Consider the following 24281-nt stretch of genomic DNA (forward strand, 5'->3'; position numbering starts at 1 on the left):
GAAACGCCGCGAAGTCGTAGAATGCCAGGCTGGATAAACTGAGACAGGCCGCGTTCCGGCCCGCACCGCCATGAGCACTTCCGCACCGATCTTTACCGACCCTTCCCACGTCAAGGAAGCCTTGCGCGATGACGGCTATGCCGTCCTGCGCCCGCAGGATGTGGCCGCGCTGGCCGGCTGCCCGCTGGCCGCGCTGCGCGCGCTGGAAGGGAGCTGGAATACCCTCCCACTGGACAATTACCTGAAGGATGGCGGCCGCTATCGCCGCCGGCGCCACTCGTGCTTCGTGCAGGATGGCGAGCGCCTGACGCAGACGGCGCACCGTCCGCACTGGCAACCGGTGGAATACAACGCCCTGCACGGCGGCATGCACCGCCTGTTCGAACCGGTCGAAGCGGCTATCGTTGCGCAAGCGGCCTGGCAGCATCTGATCCGCGCGCTGGGCGACGCCTGCTCGCAGGTCAAGGGCAGCCAACCGTGGTTCATCGAAGCGCACCAGTTCCGCATCGATACGACCGATGGCATCGGCCGCCCCACGCCGGAAGGCGCGCACCGCGACGGCGTCGATTTCGTCGCCGTGCTGCTGATCGGGCGCGAACAAGTCAAGGGCGGCGAGACGCGCATCTTCGAGGCCGATGGCCCCAACGGCAAGCGTTTTACCCTGACCGAGCCGTGGTCGCTGCTGCTGCTCGACGATGCGTCTGTCATCCACGAATCGACGCCGATCCAGCCGATCGGCGAACATGGCCACCGCGATACGCTCGTGCTGACTTATCGCGCAGGCCAGTTCCAGGGCGAAAACTGACAAGCGGCCACAGCATTCCCTGTGGCCAAAATAGTTACTTGGAAGTTACTTTTGCAGACCTAAATCCGATATAGTCATACGATGTCGATATTGCGCGCTCACCGCGCCCAGCATCACCACACTGAAATTCTAGGAGAGGTCTGTGGACTCCAACAACCAAATCAAGCCTGACGAAATCGAGATCCTGATCGTCGAGGATAGCCCGACCCAGGCGGAGCGCTTGCGCCGCCTGATCCAGTCCCTGCACTATAACGCGCGCGTGGCGGCCAATGGCCAGCTGGCCCTGGCCGCCATCCGCGAGCGCAAGCCGCACCTGGTGCTGTCCGACATCGTCATGCCTGAAATGAATGGCTACGACCTGTGCCGCGCCATCAAGTCCGATCCGACCTTGCGCGACATCCCCGTGATCCTCGTCACCTCGCTCAACGATCCGAAGGACATCATCCGCGGCATCGAGTGCGGCGCGGACAATTTCATCCGCAAGCCCTACGCGGAAGACTACCTGCTCAACCGCATCAGCCACATGCTGATGAACCAGAAGCTGCGCAAGAACCAGAATGTGGAAATCGGCATCGCCCTGTACCTGGGCGACCAGAAGCACTTCATCAATGCGGAGCGCCAGCAAATCCTCGACCTGCTGATCTCCACGTATGAACAGGCGGTGCAGGTCAACGGCGAACTGCAGGCGCGCGAACGCCAGGTGATCGAGCTGAACATGCGCCTGGCGCACCATGCGGCCGAACTGGAAACCATCAACCGCGAAATCGCCCTGAAAAACCTGGAGCTGGCCGAGGCGAGCCGCATGAAGTCCGCCTTCATCGCGAACATGTCGCATGAATTGCGCACGCCGCTCAACGCCATCATCGGCTTCACGGGCGCGCTGCTGATGAAACTGCCCGGCCCCCTGACATCCGACCAGGACAAGCAGCTGAACACCATCCGCGCGAGTGCGCGCCATCTGCTCTCGCTGATCAACGACATCCTCGACGTGGCCAAGATCGAGGCGGGCAAGCTGACCCTGTCGATCGAACCCGTGCACTGCCAGGAACTGATGGCCGACGTGGCCGACACCCTGCGCCCCCTGGCCCAGCAAAAGGGCCTGGCGCTGGAAATGGCGCTGGGAGAAGAAGGCCAGCCGCCCGCCATCATCGACACGGACCGCCGCGCGCTGACGCAAATCCTCATCAACTTGCTCAACAACGCCATCAAGTTCACGGAACAGGGCACGGTGCGTATCAGCCTTGCCCAGCGCGACGAAGACGGCGTGCTGGTGACGGAAATGAGTATCGCCGACAGCGGCGCCGGCATCAAGGAAGAAGACCAGGCCAAACTGTTCCAGGCCTTCTCGCAGCTCGATTCCACCTCCACGCGCCACGTGGAAGGCGCGGGACTGGGCCTGTACCTGTGCCAGAACCTGGCCAACGCCATCGGCGGCGCCCTGTTTTTCAACAGCGACTACGGCTCCGGCAGCACGTTTACACTGGCTCTGCGTAGCAAGGCCTGAGTTTCTGTGCGCCGCAGCATGAAATTTTGATTTCTTGCCATCCAAGACTGACCGATACAGTAGTTCTACGGTATTGCACCGCACCATTTTCAGCGCTATAGTAGAACTGTCTCCTCCAATTCGTTCTCCGAACATTGGATTACGCCCGCGAATACAACCGCGGGCTTTTTTTTGCCTGCGTTTTCCCTCATCTTCACCTTTCCTTAACTAAATCAAACGATTTAGTTATATCAATCGTTTGAGATATGTGATTAAATCTCCGGCATGATTGAAAAAAACGCCACCCCCACTTCCCACGCCGACGAGGGGCGCAAGCCCCGTTCCGACGGCGAACAGTCGCGCGAGCGCCTGCTGCATAGCGCCATCCGCCTGTTTGCCGAGCAGGGCTACGCCAAGACGTCCACGCGCGAACTGGCGCAGGCGGCCGGCACGAACGCGGCGGCCATCAGTTATTACTTTGGCGACAAGGCGGGCCTGTACCGCGCCGCCTTCGCCCAGCAGTCGCCGAACCCGCAAGACAATATCGCCCTGTACGAACAACCGCATTTCACCTTGCGCCAAAGCCTGGAAGGCTTTTATGCGCAGCTGCTCGCCCCCATGCAGCAGGGCGAGATCGCGCGCGACTGCATGCGCCTGTGGTGCCGCGAGATGCTCGAACCGACGGGCCTATGGGCGCGCGAAATCGACCAGAATATCCGCCCTGAGCACGAGGCGCTCACGCGCGTGCTGGCGCGCCACCTGGGCGCACCCGACGACAGCGACGATATGCACCGCCTGGCCTTTTCCATCGCTTCGCTCGCCCTGCAGCACATGGTGGGTGCGGAAGTGCTGCAAACCTTGCGCCCGCAGCTGCTGGAATCGCCGCAGGCCATCGACACCTGGCTGGCGCGCATGACCGACTACGCGCTGGCCATGGCCGACGTGGAGCGCCAGCGCCTGGCCCTTCCTCCCTCTCCCCCTACCGCTCAACGACAAGCAGAAAGACCAGCATGACGACTATTCGATGCACCGTTCAACGTGTCCTGGCCGCCAGCATCGTGCTGGCGCTGGGCGGTTGCGCCCTGCAGGGGCCGCCCGCAGCGGTGGCCACCAGCGCGCCCGCGCAGTGGCAGGCGCCGCTGCCGCATAACGGCAAGCTGACGGACCTGGCCAGCTGGTGGCAGGGCCAGGGTGACAGCCTGCTGGTGGAATTGATCACCGACGCGCAGCAGGTCAGCCCGACCATCGCCGCCGCCCGCACGCGCATCGTGCAGGCGCGCGCGGACAGAGTCGCCAGCGGCGCCGCGCTGGCGCCCACGCTCGATGCGACGGGCAGCGTGGTGCGCACCAGCCAGCAATCGGCGCAGCCCGGCGGCACCACCTCGCAGGCCGCGCTGCAGGCGTCGTGGGAAATCGACGTCTTCGGCGCCAACCGCGCCACGCGCGATGCGGCGCAGGAGCGCTACGACAGCGCGCGCGCTCTCTGGCATGAGGCCCGCGTCTCGGTCGCCGCCGAAGTGGCAAACCAGTATTACGCCTTGCGCACCTGCCAGCAATTGCAGGCAGTGTCCGAACAGGATGCCGTCTCGCGCCGCGACTCGGCGCGCCTGACGGAACTGAGCGCCGGCGCCGGCTTCCAGCCTCCCGCCAACGCCGCTCTGGCCCGCGCCAGCGCCGCCGAAGGCGCCAGCCGCGCCATCGAACAGCGCGCCGCCTGCGACGTGAATGTCAAGGCGCTGGTGGCCCTGTCGGCCATGCCGGAAGCGTCGCTGCGCGAGAAGCTGGCGGCCAGCCCGGCGGTCCTGCCCTCGCCCGTGGCGATTGCGCAACTGCCGGCGCAAACCCTGGGCCAGCGTCCCGATATCTACAGCGCCGAACGCGAAGTGGCGGCCGCCAGCTTCGAAGTGCGCGGCGCGCAGGCGCAGCGCTACCCGCGTCTGAGCCTGGCCGGCTCCATCGGCAAGGGCAATATCCGCGCCGGCGGCACCAGCATCACGGCCAGCACCTGGAGCATCGGCCCGCTGGCCGTCAGCCTGCCCATTTTCGACGGTGGCACCCGCCGCGCCCAGGTCGATGCGGCAACGGCGCGCTACGACGAAGCCGTGGTGAAGTACCGTGCCGGCGTGCGCCAGGCCGTGCGCGAAGTGGAAGAAGCGCTGGTCAACCTGGCCAGCACGGACGCGCGCAGCGGCCACGCGAAAACGGCGCTGGAAGGCTATCGCGTGTCGTTTGTCGCCACCGAGGACCGCTACAAGAATGGCCTGGCCAGCCTGATCGAACTGGAAGACGCGCGCCGCACGCGCCTGGCCGCCGAAAACACCGTGGTCAACCTGGAGCGCGAACGCAGCGCCGCCTGGGTAGCGCTGTACCGCGCCGCCGGCGGCGGCTGGAACAGCAGCAGCGCCATCGCCAACAACGCACCCTGACGGATACGACAACATGAAAAAAATGACCTTGAAACCGATGGCTCTCGCCCTTGCCGCCCTCTGCGTTGTGCTGGGTGCCGGCGTTACCCTATATTCCCCGTCCTCCACGGCGGCCGACGACGCCAAGGATAAGAACGCGGCGCAAAAACCGGCGCTCACCGTCACCACGGCCAAGCCGCAAACGGCCAGCCTGCCCATCAAGCTGAAGGCCAACGGCAACGTGGCCGCCTGGCAGGAAGCCGTCATCGGCAGCGAATCGAACGGCTTGCGCCTCACCGAGGTACGCGTGAATGTCGGCGACATCGTGCGCGCCGGCCAGGTGCTGGCCGTGTTCTCGAATGACACGGTCAATGCCGACGTGGCGCAAGCGAAGGCCGCCGTGCTGGAAGCGGAAGCGAATGCGGCGGAAGCAGCGGCCAACGCGCAGCGCGCCCGTTCGCTGCAAAGCACGGGCGCCATCAGCGCACAACAGATCAGCCAGTACCTGACAGCCGAACAGACGGCCAACGCGCGCATCGCGTCCGCCAAGGCGCAGCTGGCGGCGCAGCAGCTGCGCCTGAAATACACGCAGGTGGTGGCGCCCGACAGCGGCATCATCTCTGCGCGCTCGGCCACCGTCGGCTCCGTCGTGGGCGCCGGCACGGAACTGTTCCGCATGATCCGCCAGGGCCGCCTCGAATGGCGCGCCGAAGTGACGGCCACCGAGCTCATGAGCCTGAAAGCGGGCACCCTGGCGCAAGTCAAGGCAGCCAATGGCAGCGTTTTGACGGGCAAAGTGCGCATGATCGCCCCTACCGTCGACCCGCAGACGCGTTCTGCCCTCGTGTATGTCGACCTGCCGGCCAGCACCGGCAACAATGCGCCGTTCAAGGCCGGCATGTACGCCAGCGGCGAATTCGAACTGGGTACCTCGGGCGCGCTGACGGTGCCGCAGCAGGCGATTGCCGTGCGCGATGGCTTCAGTTATGTCTTCCGCCTGAATGCCGACCAGCGGGTCAGCCAGATCAAGGTGCAGGCCGGACGTCGCCTGAGCGACCGCATCGAGATTTTAGACGGTATCACGGCCGACACCACCATCGTCGTCAGCGGCGCCGGCTTCCTCAATGACGGAGACCTGGTGCGGAATGTTCAAAACCCGGTGGCAACCCCGGTCGCAGCGGCTGCCAAGCCGGCCGCAGCGAAAAAGTAAGGAAAAACCATGAATTTTTCCTCCCTCTCGATCAAGAATCCGATCCCGGCCATCATGCTGTTCGTGCTGCTGACCCTGGCCGGCTTGCTGGCCTACAAGGCCAATCCGGTACAGGATTTCCCCGACATCGAACTGCCCATCGTCACCGTCAGCGCGGTGCTGCCCGGCGCCGCGCCAGCCCAGTTGGAAACGGAAGTGGCGCGCAAGATCGAAGATTCCGTCGCCACCCTGCAAGGCGTGAAAAACATCTACACCAAGGTGCTCGACGGCGTCGTCACGGTGACCGTCGAATTCATCCTGGAAAAGCAGATCGCCGAAGCCGTCAACGATGTGCGCGACGCCGTCGCGCGCGTCAAGGCGGACATGCCGGCCGAGCTGCGCGACCCCACCGTCACCAAGGCGTCCACGGCAGGGCGCGTGGTGCTGACCTTTATCGCCACGGCAAAACCAGGCGTCGACAATCCGCTCGACGCGCCTGACCTGTCCTGGTTCGTCGACAACACGGTGGCCAAGCGCCTCCTGACCGTGCCCGGCGTGGGCGCCGTCACCCGCGTGGGCGGCGTCTACCGCGAGATCCAGGTGGAGCTCGACGAGGCGCGCATGGCGGCGCTGAAAGTGTCGGCGCTCGACGTCTCGCGCCAGCTGCGCCTGGTGCAGCGCGAAGCGCCCGGCGGCCGGGGCGACATCAGCGGCGCCGAGCAGTCGGTGCGCACCATCGCCACCGTGAAAACGGCCGATGAATTGTCGCGCGTGGAAGTGCCGCTGCCGGACGGGCGCCACGTGCGCCTGGACCAGGTGGCCACCGTGCGCGACACGGTCGCCGAACCGCGCGCGCTGGCCGAGCAGGATGGCAAGACCGTCGTCGCCTTTGAAGTGTTCCGCACCAAGGGCGCCAGCGAAGTGGCCGTCGCCAAGGGCGCACGCGACGCCATCGCCGACCTGCAGAAGGAAAACCCGAATGTCGTGCTGCAGCAGTCGATCGACAATGCCTTCCCCGTCGAGGAAAACTTCGACGGCTCGATGGAGCTGCTGTACGAAGGCGCGCTGCTGGCCGTGCTGGTGGTGTGGTGGTTCCTGCGCGACTGGCGCGCCACCCTGGTGGCCGCCGCCGCCCTGCCCCTGTCCGTGATGCCGGCGTTCCTCGGCATTTACTGGTTCGGCTACACGCTCAACACCGTCACCCTGCTGTCGCTGGCCCTGGTCGTCGGCGTGCTGGTCGACGACGCCATCGTCGAAATCGAAAACATCGAGCGCCATCTGCGCATGGGCAAGTCGCCCATGGAAGCGGCCATGGAAGCGGCCGACGAAATCGGCATGGCGGTGATCGCCACCACCTTCGCGCTGGTGGCCGTATTCCTGCCGACGGCCTTCATGAGCGGCATTCCCGGCCTGTTCTTCAAGCAGTTCGGCTGGACGGCCGTGCTGGCCGTACTGGCCTCGCTGGTGGTGGCGCGCCTGCTTACGCCGATGATGGCCGCCTACATATTGAAACCGCTGCCGCACAAGGAAGAACAGGATGGCTGGCTGATGACGCGCTACCTGAAAGTCATGCGCTGGTGCCTGAACCACCGCGGCACCACGGCCATCGCCGCTGCCCTGTTCTTTGTCGGCGCCATTGCCCTCGTGCCCCTGCTGCCGACGGGCTTCGTGCCGGCCGCCGACCGCGCGCAGACGCAGATCAACCTGGAACTGCCGCCTGGCTCCACCCTGGGCGAAACGCAAGCCGTGGCGGCCCTGGCGCGCGATGCGGCCATGCGCACGCCAGGCATCCAGGGCGTCTTCAGTTCGATTGGCGGCGGCTCCAGCGGCGACGCCTTCGCCCCCGGCGCGGCAGCCGAAGCACGCCGCGCCGTGCTGACCCTGACCACCGTGCACCGCACGGAGCGCAAGGAATCGATGGCGGGCCTGGAAACGCAGCTGCGCCACAAGCTCGATGCCATTCCCGGCGCGCGCTTCACGGTGGGGCCGCCCGACACGGGCGTCAAGATGCAGCTGGTGCTGCGCTCGGAAGACCCCGTGGCGCTGATGGCGGCGGCGCAAAAGGTCGAGCGCGAACTGCGCGGCCTGAAAGGCATCGGCAACGTCAATTCCAGCGCTTCGCTGGTGCGCCCGGAAATCATCGTGCGCCCTGATTTTGCCAAGGCGGCCGACCTGGGCGTGACGGCGGCAGCCATCGGCGAGACGGTGCGCGTGGCCACGGCCGGCGACTACGATACGGACCTGACGAAAATGAACCTGCCCGAGCGGCAGGTGCCGATCCGCGTCAAGCTGCCCAACAGCGTGCGCGCCGACCTAGCCGCCATCGAGCGCCTGACGGTGCCCGGCAAAAATGGCCCCGTGCGCCTGGCGAACGTGGCCAGCGTGACGATGGAAAGCGGCCCGGCGCAGATCGACCGTTTAAACCGCAGCCGCAACGTCACCCTCGACGTGGAACTCGGTTCGCGCACCCTGGGCGAACTGAATGAAGAAGCACGCGCGCTGCCGTCGATGAAGAATCTGCCGCCGTCCGTGAAGATCGCCGAACTGGGCGACGCGCAGGAAATGGCCTCGCTGTTCGCCAGCTTCGGCCTGGCCATGCTGATCGGCGTGTTGTGCATCTACTGCGTGCTGGTGCTGCTGTTCAAGGACTTCATGCAGCCGGTGACCATCCTGGCGGCGCTGCCGCTGTCGATCGGCGGCGCTTTCGTGGCCCTGCTGATCACGGGCAGCGCCCTGTCGATGCCGTCGATGATCGGCCTGATCATGCTGATGGGGATCGTCACCAAGAACTCGATCCTGCTGGTCGACTATGCGATCCTGGCGCGCCAGGCTGGCATGAACCGCTTCGATGCGCTGGTCGACGCCTGCCACAAACGCAGCCGCCCCATTTTGATGACGACGATCGCCATGGGCGCCGGCATGATGCCGCTGGCGCTGGGCTGGGGCGCCGACCCCAGCTTCCGTTCGCCGATGGCCATTACCGTCATCGGCGGCCTGATCACGTCGACTTTACTGAGCCTGCTGGTGGTTCCGGCCGTGTTCACCTACATCGACGACCTGGAGCACCTGCTCAAGCGCGGCATGGCCAGACTGCGCCGCCAGAAGGCGCCGCTGCGGCGCGATGACAAGGTGGCGCTGGAAAAATAAGCGCTGCCACTATCTGCAAAATCGCCCCCTGCGGGCAAGGAAGCGAAGGACCGGCCGCCAGGCCGCGCTCCCTCGCTTCCATCTATCTGGCATACTGCGCCCATTCTCCATGAACGCAATCTGCCCTGCCTATGAATTACCGCACCCCGCTCGCCCTGTTAATGGTATCCGCACTGCTCGGCGCCTGCTCGGACAAGACCGCCCCCGCCAGCGCCGACCTGGCGGTTGACGTGGCAGCAGATGTCCCTGCCGCCGCAGCCGACACGGCATCGACCGAACACGTGCCGCCGCCGGCCGCCACCGCGCCCAGGACGGAAGCGATGAACACGCCGCAGGCGCGTGAACGCGAAGCGGGCATGATGCGCGCAGTCTTCGGCAAGGACTACCGCAGCGACAGCGACGATGCGCTGGCCGACCTGTCCGATCCGGATAACCATGTCGACAAACTCAGTTACGTGGTCAGCGCCGTCAGCCACAAGCTGCTGCCCGATGGGCGCGCCATCCTGGTGGCGAATGCGGAAACGGCCAACACGGAAGGCACGGCGGAATCGGCGCATGCCTCGCCGGGGCTGTTGAACGTCTTTTTCCTGGCGCCCAAGGGTCAGCCGGAAGACGGCCAGTGGCAAGTCGTGAAACGCCTGGAAAACATCGCCACCCTCGGCTCCTCAGGGCAGCTGGGCGAAGTCCACTGGGTCATGCTGGGTGCGAACAAGCCGGGACTGGCGATACGCCATGGCTATACGGGCCAGGGTTACACCATCACGCAGCTGGCCCTGTTTGAAATCGGCGACGGCAAAGTGACGGCGCTCGATGGCGGCATCGACCTGTATTCGGACAATATGGGCGCCTGCGGGCCTGACACGGACGAGTGCTGGATGGTCGACGGCAAGTGGCGCTTCGCGGCAGCGCGCAATGGCGGCGCCTACGACGACCTGCTGATCGATTTCAAGGGCGCCTCCGAGAAGATCAAACCGGGCGTCACGGTCAAGCCGGACGAAGACCCGCCGCGCATCGCTACGCCCTTGAACGGCCACGCGCGCTATGGCTTCGATGGCAAGGGGTACAAACTGGTCGAGGGCAAGAATACGGTGCCTGGCGTCTGAACTAGGCACCGGCAAAAAATCAGCGGCGCGCCGCCTCCAGGCGCGCCAGCAGCGGCGCATACATGGCACGCGTATGGCTGCTCCAGCGGGCCATGGCGCTGTCGATATCGAGCAGCAGGCGTTCCGACAATACTTTGTCGCCCTGCTGCAGCGCCCAGATCGCGCATTCGGCGCGGCACTCGAAGCTGTTGTAGCGCGCCAGCGCATCGTCGAATTCCGCCTTCGCCTCCCGCTGGCGCCCGCTTTGCGCCAGCGCGCGCGCCGTCAGCAGGGACACCATCTCGGAACGGAAATGGATATCCGTGCGGCGGATGAACTCCAGGTGCGTCAAGGCCTCGGCGCCGCGCCCGCACTCCAGGTAGGCGCGTGCCGCGCCCAGGCGAATTTCCAGATCCGAGGAAAACGCTCCCTGCAGGCAGGCTTCATACGTCGATGCAGCTTCCTGCGCATCGCCTGCTTCCAGCTGCGCGCTGGCCAGGCGCATCTGGTTCTGCGCCGTCGGCGTGTACTCGAAAGCGGCTTTCGCCTCGCGCAGTTCGCGATTCGGATCGAGCACCTGCACGGCGACCGAAGCTACCTTGCGCGCGCCTTGCGGCAGGCGCGAATTGGGCAGGTAGATGGCGAAGAAATACACCACGCTGCCCAGCAGCGGAAACATGAATAAAATGAGCAGCCAGTACAACTGCTGCCCGTTGCGCACCACGTGAAACGCAAAAAACAGCGCGATCAGGATGTGGATACCTATGCCAAAAATCGTCATGTTACAACCTCGTTCGTGACGGGAGCCGCTGGCACCATGCCGCCGCTTTCCCTGGCTCAATATTACACCGGCCGCCGCGGCAAGCCCGCCGGGGAGACACGCAAACGGCGAAAAAAAAGCAGGACAGCCGCGAGACCGTCCTGCTTTCCTGGCGCGCCTATGGGTGTCAGAACGTGCTGATAGCGTTCAGGAACCAGCCCCGGCTGCGATACGACAGATCCGTCAAATCGTCCGAGAAGGTCGTGAAGTTGTAGCCGATGCCGATCTTGGCGTGCTTCGCCACATGCCGGTAGACGCCGACCAGGGCGCCGGCACGCGCATCGCCCGCCTCGCGCGCCTTCAGCCTGCGTCCCTCGATCAGCGCATCCCACTCCTTGACGATATGGAGGTCGGCGCGCAGCACCAGCAATTCCGCGCGGCTGGAAAACCACTCGCCTTGCGTCTTCGACGCGCGCAACTGGCCCGTGCGCACACCGAACTTGCCGCCCACCGACAGCCATGGCCGCACGTCATACGTCGTATCGACATTCAGGATATGGCTTTTCTGCGTGTAGTCGAGCACCCCGCCCGTGACGCCGTCGACCTGGCCTGGTGATGGCAGGTTGTAAAAGTACGTGTACTTGAACAGGGTATTCCAGCGGTCGTTGTCGACCGGGCGATAGGCCGCTCCCGTCACCACTTCCGTGTAGTCGCCATCGTAGAAGGCCCCTCGCGTGGAACTGCTGCGCGACAGGTTGAACTTGCCCAGCAGGCGCCAATCGCGGTCCAGCTGGTAGCTCAGCGCATTACGCGTCAGCCACACCTTGCGGTGTTCGCTGTTCGCGTCCGTGACGCAGCCGCCGTCAGCCGGCACGGTGGCGCAACTGCCCTCCACGGCCCCCAGCGACGTCGTGCGGTCCGTGCGGAACTCCAGCGCACTGGAAAACTTCAGCCGCTCGTAAGCATATGCCGCCGTCAAGCCGATGGCGTCGCGCTTCAAGTCGCCCGACAGAGGATTCGACAGCGTGCCCGTCTCGAACTTGATACCCGTGGTCCAGCGTTCGGTAGGCGCCAGGTCAACGCCGAACGCGTGCGTCAGGCTTTGCGGCCCCGCGCCATTGCCCCAGCGGCTTTCCGCAAACAGGCCCGCCTTGTCGTTCAGGCGGTAGCGGCTGCCCGCCGTCAGCGTGGACTGGCGGCCGCTGTAGTTCACATCCGGCGTTTCCGTCTCCACGCGGTAGTTCAGGTAAACGCTGCTGCGTTCATCCATCTGCATGTTGCCGAACAGCTGGCCGCCCACGCCGCCGCTGCCGCCCGACGCTTCCGCCCCCAGGCGCAGGCGTTCGCTCACCTGGTAAGTGCCACCCAGTCCCGCGCGGTCATTCAGGGCGCGGTTGCCGCTGCGCGACAAGGTATGCTGCACGAAGCCGTACATATCCCACGGCGCGTACAGCAATCCTGCCACGCGCGCCGAGGCCACGCCGGAAGCGAGCGTGGTGTCGGGGCCGTACTGCGGACCGCCTGCCATGCCCGCCTCGCGGCCCTGCGTCACCAACTGGCCCGTGATGCCGCCTTCCAGCCCCTGCTGCGGCACGGCGTTCGACGCCGGCGTCTTTTCCAGCGCGCCATCCCGGGCTTGCTGGCCCTCCTGCAATGGCCGATAGTCGACGCGCAGCACGGCGTCGCTGCGCCCGCCATCCTGGCTCAGGATGGCGCTGGCATTGTCCCTGCCAGCCGCATTGTCGCGGCGGTCGTGCCGCAGGCCTGCCGACACGCCCCACTCCGCATCGAGCTTGTGGCGCAGCGCCGCTTCCACGGCGCGTGCATCCTGGCTGGTGGCCGTGCGGTCATCCGCCTTCAGCGACACTTCCGTGCGCTCGCCCAGCGGCAAGGTCGCCGCCAGGCCCGTTTGCCGCACGGCCTCGCCGTTCAGGGTCTGCATGCCCGGTCCCGCATAACCGGCTTCGCGGTCCTGCCAATAGGCGGCGATGCGGCCGTGCGCCGCGCCGCCCAGGTCGGCCAGGTCCAGCGCGCCGTCGAAGCGCTTCGCGTTGGCGGGGCGGCCGCCCGCCGTCGTCTGGTTGAAATCGAAGCCGCCGCTCGATGAACTGAGCACGCTGCTGGCGTCGCCGCTGGAACGGGCTGCCTCGGCCTTGATCCAGGTACCCGGCTTGTAGCGCAAGGTCAGGTCCAGCTCCTTGAGGGTCTGGTCCGAACCCTGTTCGCCCTGGTGATAATTGCTGGCCCCGATGCGCACATGGTCGTTGAACCAGTGGCTGGCGCGTACCCCCACCGAGGTGCCGGAAATGGCGCTCAGGCCCGGCACATACTCATACGTCGCCACCAGGTACACGGGATTGCCGCTCAAGCTGGCGCTTTGCACCAGCGCGCCGCCATCGGCCACGGAGGACAGCGGCGAGCGCAAGGTCAGGCGTCCCTGCAGGTAGTTGATTTCATAATCCTGCGAAGGCGTCAGCTGGATGCGCTCGATCACCAGGCCCGAATCCTTGTCGCGCACTTCCACCCACAGGCGTTCCGAACCCTGCGTCAGGTCCAGATGGCGCAGATAGTATTGCGAACCGCCCGTGCCGCGAAACTCCTCGCGCGACTGCAAGGTGCCCGGCGAAGCGGCAAAGGCGTTGACCGTGCTGGCCTTTTCGCCATGGCTGGTGCTGGCGGCGCCATTCCACAGCAGATTCGCGCCATACAGGCCGCGGCTGTACTGAGCCAGTTCCGAGCCGCTCCAGGTGGTCTGGAAATTCCCCCACATGACGGACGAATCGCCTTTTTCCAGCCGCACGTAAAAGCGCCCCTGGGTAGGCGCATCGTCGACGGTGGTGCTGTCGTCGCCGTACACGGGATAGTATTTGTCCGGATCGATGCGGCGCAGCAGGTAGTTCGGATCCTTGCTCTGGAAGTTGTGAAACAAATCGCGCAGGGGCTGTTCGCGCGTGTCGGCGCTGGCCGTCAGCAGATAGTCGCCCTTGATCTTGCCCTTCAAGTAAAACGCGCCGCGGCCGTCGGCCCAGGTCTCATTCTTGTAGTGCTGCGTGTCGCCCGTGACCAGTTCCGCCGGCCCTTTCGTGCGGTCACGGCCAATGGTCAGATCGGCCAGCGCCACATAGAACCAGTCGCTGTCGGCGATGTTCAGGTTGCGGCGGAAAGTCATGCCGGCTCCGCTGCCATCCTTCACGGCCACTTCCACCTTATGCGGGCCAGGACGCATGATCTGGCGCATGGCGAACTTGCCGCTGGCGTCGACCGGCACGACCATGCCCAGCGCCGTCACCTGCTGGCCAGGCTTGATCTTCTCACCGCTGATGGTGACGCTGCCGCCGGCTGCATCGATATTGCGCAAGATCAGGCTCGACTCGCCCCAGCCGGCCAAGGCGTCGCCGCCGGCCTTCCTGCCCGGCGCTTCGGGCGGCGCCGCATCGAGCAGGCGCAGTGGCTGCAAACGCGTCTCGTCAAACTTGCCGCCTGCGTCGTAGACGCGCAGCAGGTAGCCGATCTGCTCCGGCGCATCGGCCGGCGCCTGCCAGGCCGTCGCTTCGCCCATCGTCGCGGGCACGATGGCGAATGGATGCTCCTGCGTGCTCTGTCCCTTGGCGAAAATACGGATCTCGGCGCGCTGCTGGAAAAATGCGTAATTGGTGTACGTGCCAAAACGCACGGGCGCCTGGCGCTGCGCATAAGGCGCTGCCAGCCAGACATTCAAGGCCGGCGCCACATTCAGGGGGTCGTACTTGACCTGGATGTCGGAACGCTCCAGCGCCACGTCGACGCATCGCTGGCGGTCCGCCTCCTGCTGCGGCGTATCGGTGTCCTGCACCACGCCGTCTATGCTGATGGAGAAGGCCGCATCGCGGTTGTCCACCTGGCTGGCGACGGCGCAATCGTCGACCTGCACCACCGTCTCGATGCGCCTGGCGGGCGGGCTGGCCACTGCAGGCAGTTCGACGGCTTCCTCGTACCAGGCACGGATTTCCGTGCGGCGGTTCTGCGCCATGCCTTGCGGCGTGGCGTTCGACGCAATCGCTTCGCTCTCGCCCTTGCCGCTGGCGGAAAAGGCCGACGCCGGCAAGTCCAGCGCGCGCATCAGATAGGCCGTGACGGCCAGCGCGCGCGCCTCCGACAGATGCTGGTTGGTCGGGAAAGTCGGCTTCAACCAGGCGGCGATGCGCTGGTTGTCCGTATGCCCGATCACCTGCACGCGCACCTTCTGCTTGTCGCGCAAACGTGCGGCAAGCGCGTCAAGCCGGGCCGTGGCGGCCGGCAGCAGCACATCGCGGCCGGACTCGAAATTGGTGCCCGACAGCAGATCGTCGAAAGTCACGCTCTGCTGCGCCGGCGTGGCCGGCGGCACCGCTTCCAGGATCACGCGGCGCTCGGCGCGGCTCAGGCCAGACGGCGCCAGGCCGCTGAAAGCGGGCGACTCCTGCTCGCCGCTCGAGGGCTGCTGCGCCCCCATGCTGTGGCTCCGGTCCAGCATTTTTCCCCGCAGCGCGTGCTCGTTTGCCGTTTGCGCATGCGCGCCCAGACAGACAAAGCCTATGCTGCCGAGCAAATACACGAGCCGCTTGGGGGCCGGCCTGGCCGCCGCTTTGAAGGTGCCTTGATTGCTAACGTTCATGGTCATTTTCGGTTTCATTGTGCGCCCTCGATCTCGATGACGAGGGGATATTCGTTTTGCAGTGCCTGCCAGCGCGCCTGCATCTCGCTTTCGATCGCCTTGCTGCGGCGCTGCGCCAGCGCGGCATCGCCGCCAGCGGCATACGCGATGCGCAGTACCGATGGCTTGGCGCGCAGGCTGGCCACCAGTCCTTCGATGCGTCCGGCCCATTCCGGCTGCAAGGTCGTTTCGCCCGCGACGAATGCGGCGTCGCTCAGCTCAAGACGCACGACACGGTGGATGGTGGCGCCGAAGTTCAGCTTGACCACCTTGCCTCGGGTCAGGCGCACATCGCGCGGATTTTCCGTCGTGACGCGGTAGCCGCTCGGCAGGGTGCGGTCATCGAGCTTCATGACGAAGTTCGAGCCGCGGTCCGCATTCGGAATCGCCGGACAAGCCACGTGGAAGCGTCCTTCCGCATCCGTCGTCACCAGCAAGCCGCGCGCCGTCGCCATGCGCACGCCGGCAATGCCCGCCTCGCCGTCATCCTGGTAGCCATTCGCGTTCCGGTCGTCGAACACCTTGCCGATGATGTCGGGACAATCGAAAGTGGCATCCGGCACCACGCGCACCGTGGCGGTAGCCAGGTTGGAAATACGCGTCTCGCCCGTCGCTGCCCAGGCCTGGTTGACGTATTCGCCATCGCCAACGCCGCTGCCCACCATCAGCATCAGCTTGTAGGTCTTCTTCTCCTTCGGCGCGAAACCGCTTTCCTTCCAGCGCAAGCTGCGGCCATCGACGATCGGTTCCGCCGGCACGCCATTGCGGGTCGCGCTGCCGACGCGGTACTTGAAGCCGGCCGGTATCAGGTCGCGCACCTCCATCGCGCCCAGGGTCGCCGCCTGCGGATTGCTGGCAGTGATCGTGTACGGCACCAGGTCGCCGCGCGTGACGTTCAGCATCGGCGTCGTCTTCGTCACCATGATGCTGTCGCTGCCCAGCGGGTCGAGCGGGATATGGTTGTTCAGGATCGGAGCCGAACCGCCATTCGTGATGACAAAGCTCAGGTAATACTGCGTGGTCCTGGCGCCTCCGGCGATCAGTCCCGTGCAGTTGTTCGGATCGAGTTCCATCTTCGTCGACAATGCCGGCGCCAGCTCGCTGGCCTGGATAAAGGCCGGATCCGGCACCAGGCCCACCGTCAGCGGTCCCTTGCAGGCCGGCAGGCTGCCGGACGGCGCCAGCAGGTAATTCGCCGGCGCCACCACGCTCAGCGTATACACGCCGTTGGGGAAACCGTTCTGCAGCAGGAACTGGTACATGCCGTCGCTGCCCACGATTTGCGTCTGCTCAGCAACACCACCGACCAGGTGCGTGGCGCTGTCAAAACCGGCAGGGCCGCTGATCGACACGACGGCGCCAGCCACCGGCTTGCGCGTCACGGAGTCGTACACCACGCCGGCCGGATCGAGCGGCAGATTCTGCTCGACGACACGGTCGCCGTCGCGCAAGGTCAGGTTGGTGATGCGGCTGCCGCCTGGCACCACCACGCCTTCGCCCCCCGTCGACACGGGCACATTCGGCATGTTGTTGCCATCCTTGAGGAAGGTGATCGCATAGCCGGAACCCGTCGGCAAGCCGCTCGCCTCGTAGCCGGGGCAATGCAGGTTGTCGAACTGGTAGAAGCCTTTCTCGTCCGTGATGGCGCGGCAGATCAATTTGCCTTCCTGGTGCAGCTCGGCCGTCCAGCCAGCCACGCCAGCCTGGCTGCCGTCGAGCGGACGCACACGGCTGCCGTCGCGGTTCAGCCATACGTAGCCGTTGATGATGGGCGGCTTCAATTGCGGGATGCCCTTCTCGCCGAACAGATAGCCGCGCATGTCGTCGCCCGCCGCCAGCCTGATGCCGGTGATCGTATCCTTGTTGCCCACGCCGACAGGCTTGCTGGCGTTGGCCGTGCCCACCGATCCTGGCAGCACCGCCGTCTTGCCGTCCACATAAGCGGCCGGCTGCGTTTCCGTCAGGGTGTAGCCGGCGGCGTCGCTGACCGGCACCGTGTCGAACAGATAGCTGCCGTCGGCGCCCGTCAGCACGCTCAGTTTGACCGACTTGCCATCGACGGACGTGCCGCTCAGGACCACCGTCACGCCGGCAATGCCTGACTCGCCATCGTTGCGGATGCCGTCGTTATTCAGGTCGGCATACACCACGCCGCCGATCTTGCCCAGCATATGGCGTTCGCCAAACAGGTAGCCGCTCGCCTGCGTCGCCACCGGCAGCACGATGTCGCCGATCGTGTTGTGTTCCGGCGCCGCGCCGAAGCTGGCGTTGTTCACCTTGCCGCCGGCGCTGCCAGCCGTTTCGCGGCCGTCGAGATACACGGCAGGCTGGCTTTCCAGCAGGCTGTAGGTACCGGCAGGCAGGCCGTCGAAGCGGTAGCTGCCATCGCTTCCCGTCACCACCGTACGGGTCAAGCCGTTCGCGCCGCGCACAGTGATTTCAATGTCGGCGATGCCCGCTTCCCCCGCGTCCATGGCGCCGTTGTCGTTCAGGTCGCGATACACGAAACCCCGCAACGACGACACCTGTTCGCGGAAATCATAGCCGCTGCCATTGCCCTGGGGCGGCAGGACGATGCCGCTGACGACATCCACCACGCCGGTACCGACCGGCTTGCCGTTGATGCTGCCGACAAAGGTACCCGTCGCACCCGGATAATTCCCCAGGCCGGCCGGCTGCGTTTCAGTGACCGTGTAGCCGGCAGGACCGGACGGATACAGGCCAGGGAAGGTGTAGCTGCCATCGGCGTCCGTGACGACGGTGACATTGACCGGCTTGCCGTGGCTGTCGATGCCGCTCAGCGTCAGGCTCACGCCCGGCAAGCCTTCGCCCTTCTCGTAGCTGCCGCTGTCGTTCGCATCGCCGTACACGCGGCCGGAAATACTCGCCGCCTGCAGTTCGCCGAAGTCAAAGCGCGTATGGCTCTTCGCCGCATCGAATGGAATGCGCGCGATCGTATTGGCCGTGCCGATGTCGCAGGCCGGATTGGCGCAGGCGGCGGCGCCGTCGATCAGGCCCTTGCGCTGGCGTCCGTCCAGATAGGCGGCCGGCTGCGTTTCCACCAGCGTATAGCCGGCCGCATTCGCGTGCGGCAGGTCACGCAAGCTGTAGCTGCCGTCGGCGGCCGTGATGGCCGTGCGGTTGACCGGCGTCACGCCATCGCGGGCGATGCCGGTCAGGGTGATGGTAACGCCGGCGATGCCCGCGGTTTCACCCGCATCGCGCACGCCATTGTCGTTCGCGTCGACGTAGACGGCGCCGCTGATGGCGCCTGTCTTCTCGCCGAAATCGTAGCCCGTCAATTGCGCGCCCGGCGCCAGCGCGATGGCGCTGACCACGTTGGCCACGCTGGCATTGCCGCCGCCATTGCCGGCCGCCTGGCCCGCATCGGCGTAATTGACCGGCTGCGTTTGCGTCACGGTATAGGTACCGGCGAGCAGGCCGTCGAAATGGTAGGCGCCGTTGGCATCGGTCAGCACCGTCACGGGACCGCCTGCGCCACCGGTCAGCGTCAAGGTCACGCCCGGCAGCGGCGTGTCGCCGCTGCCGGCCGCGCCATTGCCGTCCACGTCGAGGTAGACCTTGCCGGCAATGCTGCCCGTCAGTTCGCCAAAATTGTAATCGCGCGCGCTGCCGCCGTTCGGCAGCACGATGCCGTTGAATTGGTCGAAACGGGGCGCACTGCCGCCGATGCGGCCTGTCGCAACGCCATTGACCGTACCCACGCTTTCCGCGCCATCGAGGTAGGCGGCAGGCTGGGTTTCAGCCACGGCATAGCCGTTGCCGTCGCTTTGCGGCAGGCCCGTGAAGCTGTAGCCGCCGTCGGCCGCCGTTTGCAGCGTGCACAAGGCAGGCACGATCACGCTGCAGACGTCGAAGCCGTCCGCCGTGGTGCCCGACAGCGTGACCGTCACGCCGGCGATGCCCGTTTCGCCCCCATCCTTGCGGCCGTTGCGGTTTGCATCGATATACACGTAACCGGACAGCGACTGCGCCACGCCGCCAGCCGCGCCTGGCGCCTGGCCGAAATGGTAGCCCGTCGCCGTGGCGCCGGGCAGCAGCACGATGGCGCCGGCAGTGCGGATCGCCGCACCCGGCACGCCCGTGCCAGGCACGCGCACGGCGCCGTCGATCAGGCCGCCGAGGCTGCCGGCCTGCGCACCCGTGTGATACAGGCTGGCCGGCGGCGTGACCGTCACGGCATAGCCGGCAGCGTCGCTCGGCGCCAGGCCGGCAATCAGGTAACTGCCGTCCGCACCCGTCTGGAAGGTGCAGCTCGGCACGGCAATGCCCGGACAGACGGGATGACCGAGATGGTCGTTACCGCTCAGGGTCAGCGTGACACCGGCCACGCCCGTGCTTTCGCCGCCCTGGCGCACCGCATCGCGGTTGCTGTCCATGTAGACGCTGCCGGCAATCGACGCCAGCGCCAGTTCGCCGAAATTGCGCTCGGTGTAGCTCAGGCCCGGTTCGATGCTGCCGATGACGATGCCTTCCGGCGCGGCGCGTCCCGCGCTGTTCGCCACGACATTGCCGGCGCCGTTCTGCTCCTTGCCATCCGCATGGCCGGCAGGCTGGGTCAGTTCGGTCACCGTGTAGGATTCTCCCAGACGGCTAGGCGGGACATTCGTGAAGCTGTATTTGCCATTGGCGTCGGTGGTGGCCGTGCACGCGCTGCCCATCGCGGCGCACACGTCGGCGCCCCAGAAGGTCAGGCCGGAGAGCTTCACCTGCACGCCGGCGATGCCATTTTCGCCCGCCTCGCGCAAGCCGTTGTTGTTCTTGTCGGCGTACACGTAGCCGCTGATGGCCGCATGCGCGTATTCCTGGAACAGGTAGCCCGTCGCCGCCGTATTCGGCGCCAGCACGATCTGGCCGATGGTGTTGTGCGCCGCGCTGGCGGAACAGTTGGCGCCGTTGTCGCAGCTGGCCGGCGGCGGCGTGCCACCGGCCGTGCCCGCGACTTCAAACAGGTCGGCGTAGCTGGCCGGCTGTGTCTCGACGAGGGTGTAACCGCCGGCCGCGGAGCGCGGCAGACGGTCGAACAGGAAGTCGCCGCTGCTGGTGCTGAGGGTCAGCGGCGCGCCCGCCGTGCCGATATCGTTGCCCCAGAAATCCTGGCCGTACAGCGAGAACGTCACGCTGCTGGTGATCTTCTCACCGGCATCCATGCCGTTGCTGCGGTTCGCATCGTTATACACGGAGCCGGCGATGCTCGATTTGACGATCTGCACGTCGACGCTGGCACTGTTGTTGCCGGCGTTCGGATCGCGCGAGGTGCCCGGCGTCGGCACGATGCTGGCGGTATTCGTGATATTGCTGGCGAACGGTCCCGCATAGGCCGGGTAAGGCGCCTTCACGGGGATGGTGATGCTGACCAGGTTGGCCGTGTCGGCTGCGCCCGAGGCAATCGGCAGCACGCCCAGCGTGCAGGTCACGGTGACCGGCGAACCGCTGCTGACGCAGTTGTTCAAGGTCAGCGAAGCGCCCGAGCCGAGGCGTGCCGTCGGTGCGCCCGTCAGCACGAAGCCGGCCGGCAGCACGTCGGTGACGACCGTGCTGGCCGCCAGGGCGGGTCCCAGATTCCCCACCACCAGGGTGTAGCTAAAGGGCTGGTTGATGCTGAACGGCGATGCGGGCGAAACGGTTTTCGACACCAGCATCAGATCGGTCTTCGGCAGCACGGTGGTGGTTTCTTCCACCACGTTGTTCGTCGCCAGCTTGTCGCCGGCAAACGGCGCCGCGCCCGTTTCCAGCGATTCGACGCTGGCGTTGATCTTGTAGGTGATCGATCCCGGCGGCGCATTGCTGACGGGACCCGTATCGAATTTCAGGGCGAACACGCGGCTGACGCCGCTGGCCAAGGTGCTGTCGCCGGGCATGCTGGCCAGGTAGCACACCAGGTTCGTGCCCGCGCCGCCCGGCTGGCTGCACGAGGCGCCGGCCGGCAAGGTGCTGCCTGCGGCATTCCACAGCATGGTATACGGCACGGCCGCGCCATTTTGCGGCGGCGGCACGGGCGTGATGACCAGCTTCAGGCCGGTGGCCAGCGACGGTCCATTGTTTTGCACGGTGACCTTGTACACGAGCGCATCGCCGAACGGGCTCTGTTCGTAGCCCGTATCGACGGCCGACACGCTCAGGTCCAGCTCCTTGCTGATCACGGTGACGGTGGTGCTGTTGCTGTTGTTGGCCGCGTTGCTGTCGTCGGTCGTCGTGCTGATGGTGGCGCTGCTGGCATAGGTCGCGTCGAGCGCATCGGGGTACGGGAACACGGGGATGACCGAGAAGATCAGCTGGCGCGTCTCGCCGTCGCCGAGTCCAAAGGTCCGGCATTCGATGCCGGACTGTCCCGCATAGGGCGTGCCGCTGAAGGCTGGCACCAGCGTGCATTGCGCGGCGCTGCCCGCGATGCTGGCCGAGCCGGCCACATACGCCATGCGGGCCGGATCGATGACCTGGCGCAGCACCACATTGGCCGCGCTGCTGGGCCCATTGTTGCGGATCGAGGTGGTGAACACCAGCGGCACGCCGACGCGCACGGGGTTTGGCGCACCGGCCATCGCCGTGACGCCGACGTCGGCCTGCGGCACCACGGTGACGGTGGCGCCGGAGCTGTTATTGGCCGCATCGGTGTCGATGGCATCCGGGCTCGATACCGTGGCGGTATTGAGCAAGGCGCCGTCCTTCAAGGGGCGATTAAGCGTGATGGTGATGGTGCGCGACGCGCCATTGCCCAGGTTCAGCAGCGTGCACGTGATGGTCGACGCAAAGCTGCAGCTTTCGCCTGCGCCGCTGCCGGCCAGCACGACGCTGCCGCCCGTGGTGCCGCCGCTGCCGTTGTACCAGTGCGGCAAGGCGTCGACCACCTTGACGGTCGGTGCGCTGTCCGGGCCAGCATTGCTGACCACCAGGGTATAGCTGAAGGTATTCGAGGCGGCCGGCAAGCTGACCAGGGACGCCGTCTTGACGATGGCCAGGTCGACGTTCAACGGCGTCGACGTGACGCTGGCGGTGTCGCAATTGCCCGTGCTCGCATTGTCCGGCGGCTGGTGCGCCGACCCGGCGGCCATGCCGGTACAGGCGGTATTGCTCAAGGTGCCGGAAAACCCCGCTTGCGCGCGCGTGGTCAGAACCAGGGCAGGCAGTTTCGCGCCGCGCGCCAGGCTGCCGGAAATCGTGTAGGTGCAGGTCACCAGCTGTCCCGCCGCGCTGCACGTCCAGCCCGCGCCGCTGGCGCTCACATAGCTTTCTTGCGGCGACAAGGTATCGGTCACGGTCACGGTGCCGCTGGCGGCACTGGTGGAGGTGCTCGCATTGGTGACCGTGATGGTATTGCTGATCAGGCCATTGGCCGCAACCAGTCCTGGCGACTTGCTCTTGCTCAGGGTCAGGTGGGCGAATGGCGCGACGATGGTGTAGGTGGCCGAGGCGGGATTGTTCAAGCCGTCGAGCGGGGCGCTGCGTGCCACGTCCACCACATTCGCGCCGCCCGTCGCACCCGTGGCGACGGTCAGCGGAATCAGGAACTTGGAAGAGGTGGCGCCCAGCGCCAGCGCGCCGACATTGCAGGTGATCGTCTGGCCAGCCTTGGCGCAGCCGGCCGGCAAGGTGCCGATCGTGAAATCGCCGGACACCGTCGTCTTCACGGTGACGCCGCTGGCGTCCTGCGTGCCGCTATTGACGGCCCACAGGTTCAGGCTGACCGCCTCGCCCTGCGTCAACGAGCTCAGGCCGCTGGCGTTCGACACCAGGGTTTGCCGGGCATCGAGGTCGGTGCCCGGCTTGACCGTGACGATGACCTGGCTTGGTCCGTTGTTGCCGTCTTCCGGATCGCCGGTCTGCAAGTCGCTGGAAGCCACCGACGCGCCGTTGGTGATGGTGCCGGCGATGCTCTTGACAATGCGCCCGCCGATCGTGATGGGGGGAGCTTGCTGCCCGACGCCGATGGCCGCGCCGCTGTAGGTACAGGTCAGCACGGTGCCCGAACGGGCGCATGCCCAGCCCGTGCCGGACGCCGACGCGTAGGTAAAATCTGCGCTGGCCGGCAAGTTGTACGTGACCTTGAATTGCGATGCGCTGTCCGGGCCGGCATTCGCCACGTCCACCCGGTAGCCCACCGTTGCGCCGGCCGCTGCCGTACAAGCGGCGGGACAACCGCTCAAGCCCGTCGTGCCGCTGGCGGCGACGCTCAGGTCCGCGCCCTTGATGACGGTGACCGTCTTGATCGAATCGTTGTTGAAACTGTTGCCGTCCGTGTCCACGTTGACAAAAGACACGCTGGCCTTGGTCACCACGGCAGACGCCGCCGAGCCCGTGCCGCTGAAATTGACCGTCCAGTTCGCGGTCTTGCCCAGTCCGCTGCGCGTGCAAGTGAGCAGTTGCGGACTGGCTGCCAGATTGAAGGCGCAACCGGCCGGCGCCGTGCTCGACGCAAAATTCACATTGGCGGGCAATTCCACCGCCAGGCGCACGGTGCCCGTCGCATCGACCAGGTCCTCATTGTTCGTCACCACCACCGAAAAGCTGGCCTTGCCGCCGCGCGGCACGGGGTCCGGCGCCTGCAGGTAGGCGGAAACGGACAAGTCGATTGCCGCCGCCGACGCCGTTCCCGCCGCGCCAAGGGTACAGAAACAGGCGATCAGCCATAACAGGCGCTGCAGGAGACCGCGCGGCCCTCCCCGCTTGCAGGAGATCAGACAGGAAAAGATAGTGCGCAAAAAGGAGGACATAGGCAT

Annotated in this window: 10 protein-coding genes; 7 read left to right on the forward strand and 3 right to left on the reverse strand. The window is 66.0% G+C overall.

The window, feature by feature from the left end; all coding sequences use genetic code 11:
- Nucleotides 1–70: 70 nt before the first annotated feature.
- From O0879_RS14260 to O0879_RS14290, 7 genes are all read left to right on the forward strand, one after another.
- Complete coding sequence (locus O0879_RS14260) at nucleotides 71–805, forward strand: 2OG-Fe dioxygenase family protein (protein WP_289916970.1); 735 nt, start codon at nucleotides 71–73, stop codon at nucleotides 803–805.
- Between the two features lie 142 nt (nucleotides 806–947).
- Nucleotides 948–2309, forward strand: coding sequence for a response regulator (locus tag O0879_RS14265; protein WP_099666722.1), 1362 nt, complete (start codon nucleotides 948–950; stop codon nucleotides 2307–2309).
- Nucleotides 2310–2573: 264 nt separating this feature from the next.
- The gene (locus tag O0879_RS14270; RefSeq protein ID WP_289916971.1) at nucleotides 2574–3302 is read left to right on the forward strand and encodes a CerR family C-terminal domain-containing protein; all 729 of its coding nucleotides are present in this window, start codon (nucleotides 2574–2576) and stop codon (nucleotides 3300–3302) included.
- Complete coding sequence (locus O0879_RS14275; protein ID WP_289916972.1) at nucleotides 3299–4714, forward strand: efflux transporter outer membrane subunit; 1416 nt, start codon at nucleotides 3299–3301, stop codon at nucleotides 4712–4714. The genes O0879_RS14270 and O0879_RS14275 overlap by 4 nt, the downstream gene beginning before the upstream one ends.
- Nucleotides 4715–4727: 13 nt before the next feature.
- Nucleotides 4728–5903 carry an efflux RND transporter periplasmic adaptor subunit gene (locus tag O0879_RS14280; protein WP_289916973.1) on the forward strand — a complete coding sequence of 392 codons (1176 nt, stop codon included), beginning with the start codon at nucleotides 4728–4730 and terminating at the stop codon, nucleotides 5901–5903.
- A gap of 9 nt (nucleotides 5904–5912) precedes the next feature.
- Nucleotides 5913–9029 (forward strand): efflux RND transporter permease subunit, encoded by a 3117-nt coding sequence (locus tag O0879_RS14285; protein WP_289916974.1) that lies wholly within the window; start codon nucleotides 5913–5915, stop codon nucleotides 9027–9029.
- 131 nt (nucleotides 9030–9160) lie between these two features.
- Nucleotides 9161–10132: a hypothetical protein gene (locus O0879_RS14290; RefSeq protein ID WP_289916975.1), complete on the forward strand. Its 972-nt coding sequence runs from the start codon at nucleotides 9161–9163 to the stop codon at nucleotides 10130–10132.
- A gap of 19 nt (nucleotides 10133–10151) precedes the next feature.
- On the opposite strand, the gene O0879_RS14295 is transcribed toward O0879_RS14290, so the two are convergent.
- The 3 genes from O0879_RS14295 to O0879_RS14305 form a co-directional block, all read right to left on the reverse strand.
- A complete protein-coding gene (locus tag O0879_RS14295) occupies nucleotides 10152–10892 on the reverse strand; it encodes a tetratricopeptide repeat protein (protein ID WP_289916976.1) in 741 nt (246 codons plus the stop codon).
- A gap of 166 nt (nucleotides 10893–11058) precedes the next feature.
- On the reverse strand, nucleotides 11059–15504 hold the full coding sequence (locus O0879_RS14300) for an OmpA family protein (RefSeq protein WP_289916977.1): 4446 nt from the start codon (nucleotides 15502–15504) through the stop codon (nucleotides 11059–11061).
- A gap of 14 nt (nucleotides 15505–15518) precedes the next feature.
- Nucleotides 15519–24128 carry an SdrD B-like domain-containing protein gene (locus O0879_RS14305; protein ID WP_289916978.1) on the reverse strand — a complete coding sequence of 2870 codons (8610 nt, stop codon included), beginning with the start codon at nucleotides 24126–24128 and terminating at the stop codon, nucleotides 15519–15521.
- Between the last annotated feature and the right edge of the window lie 153 nt (nucleotides 24129–24281).

Origin of the sequence: Janthinobacterium sp. SUN120, assembly GCF_030397735.1 — a bacterium.
In the GTDB taxonomy this organism is placed as follows: Bacteria; Pseudomonadota; Gammaproteobacteria; order Burkholderiales; family Burkholderiaceae_D; genus Janthinobacterium; species Janthinobacterium kumbetense.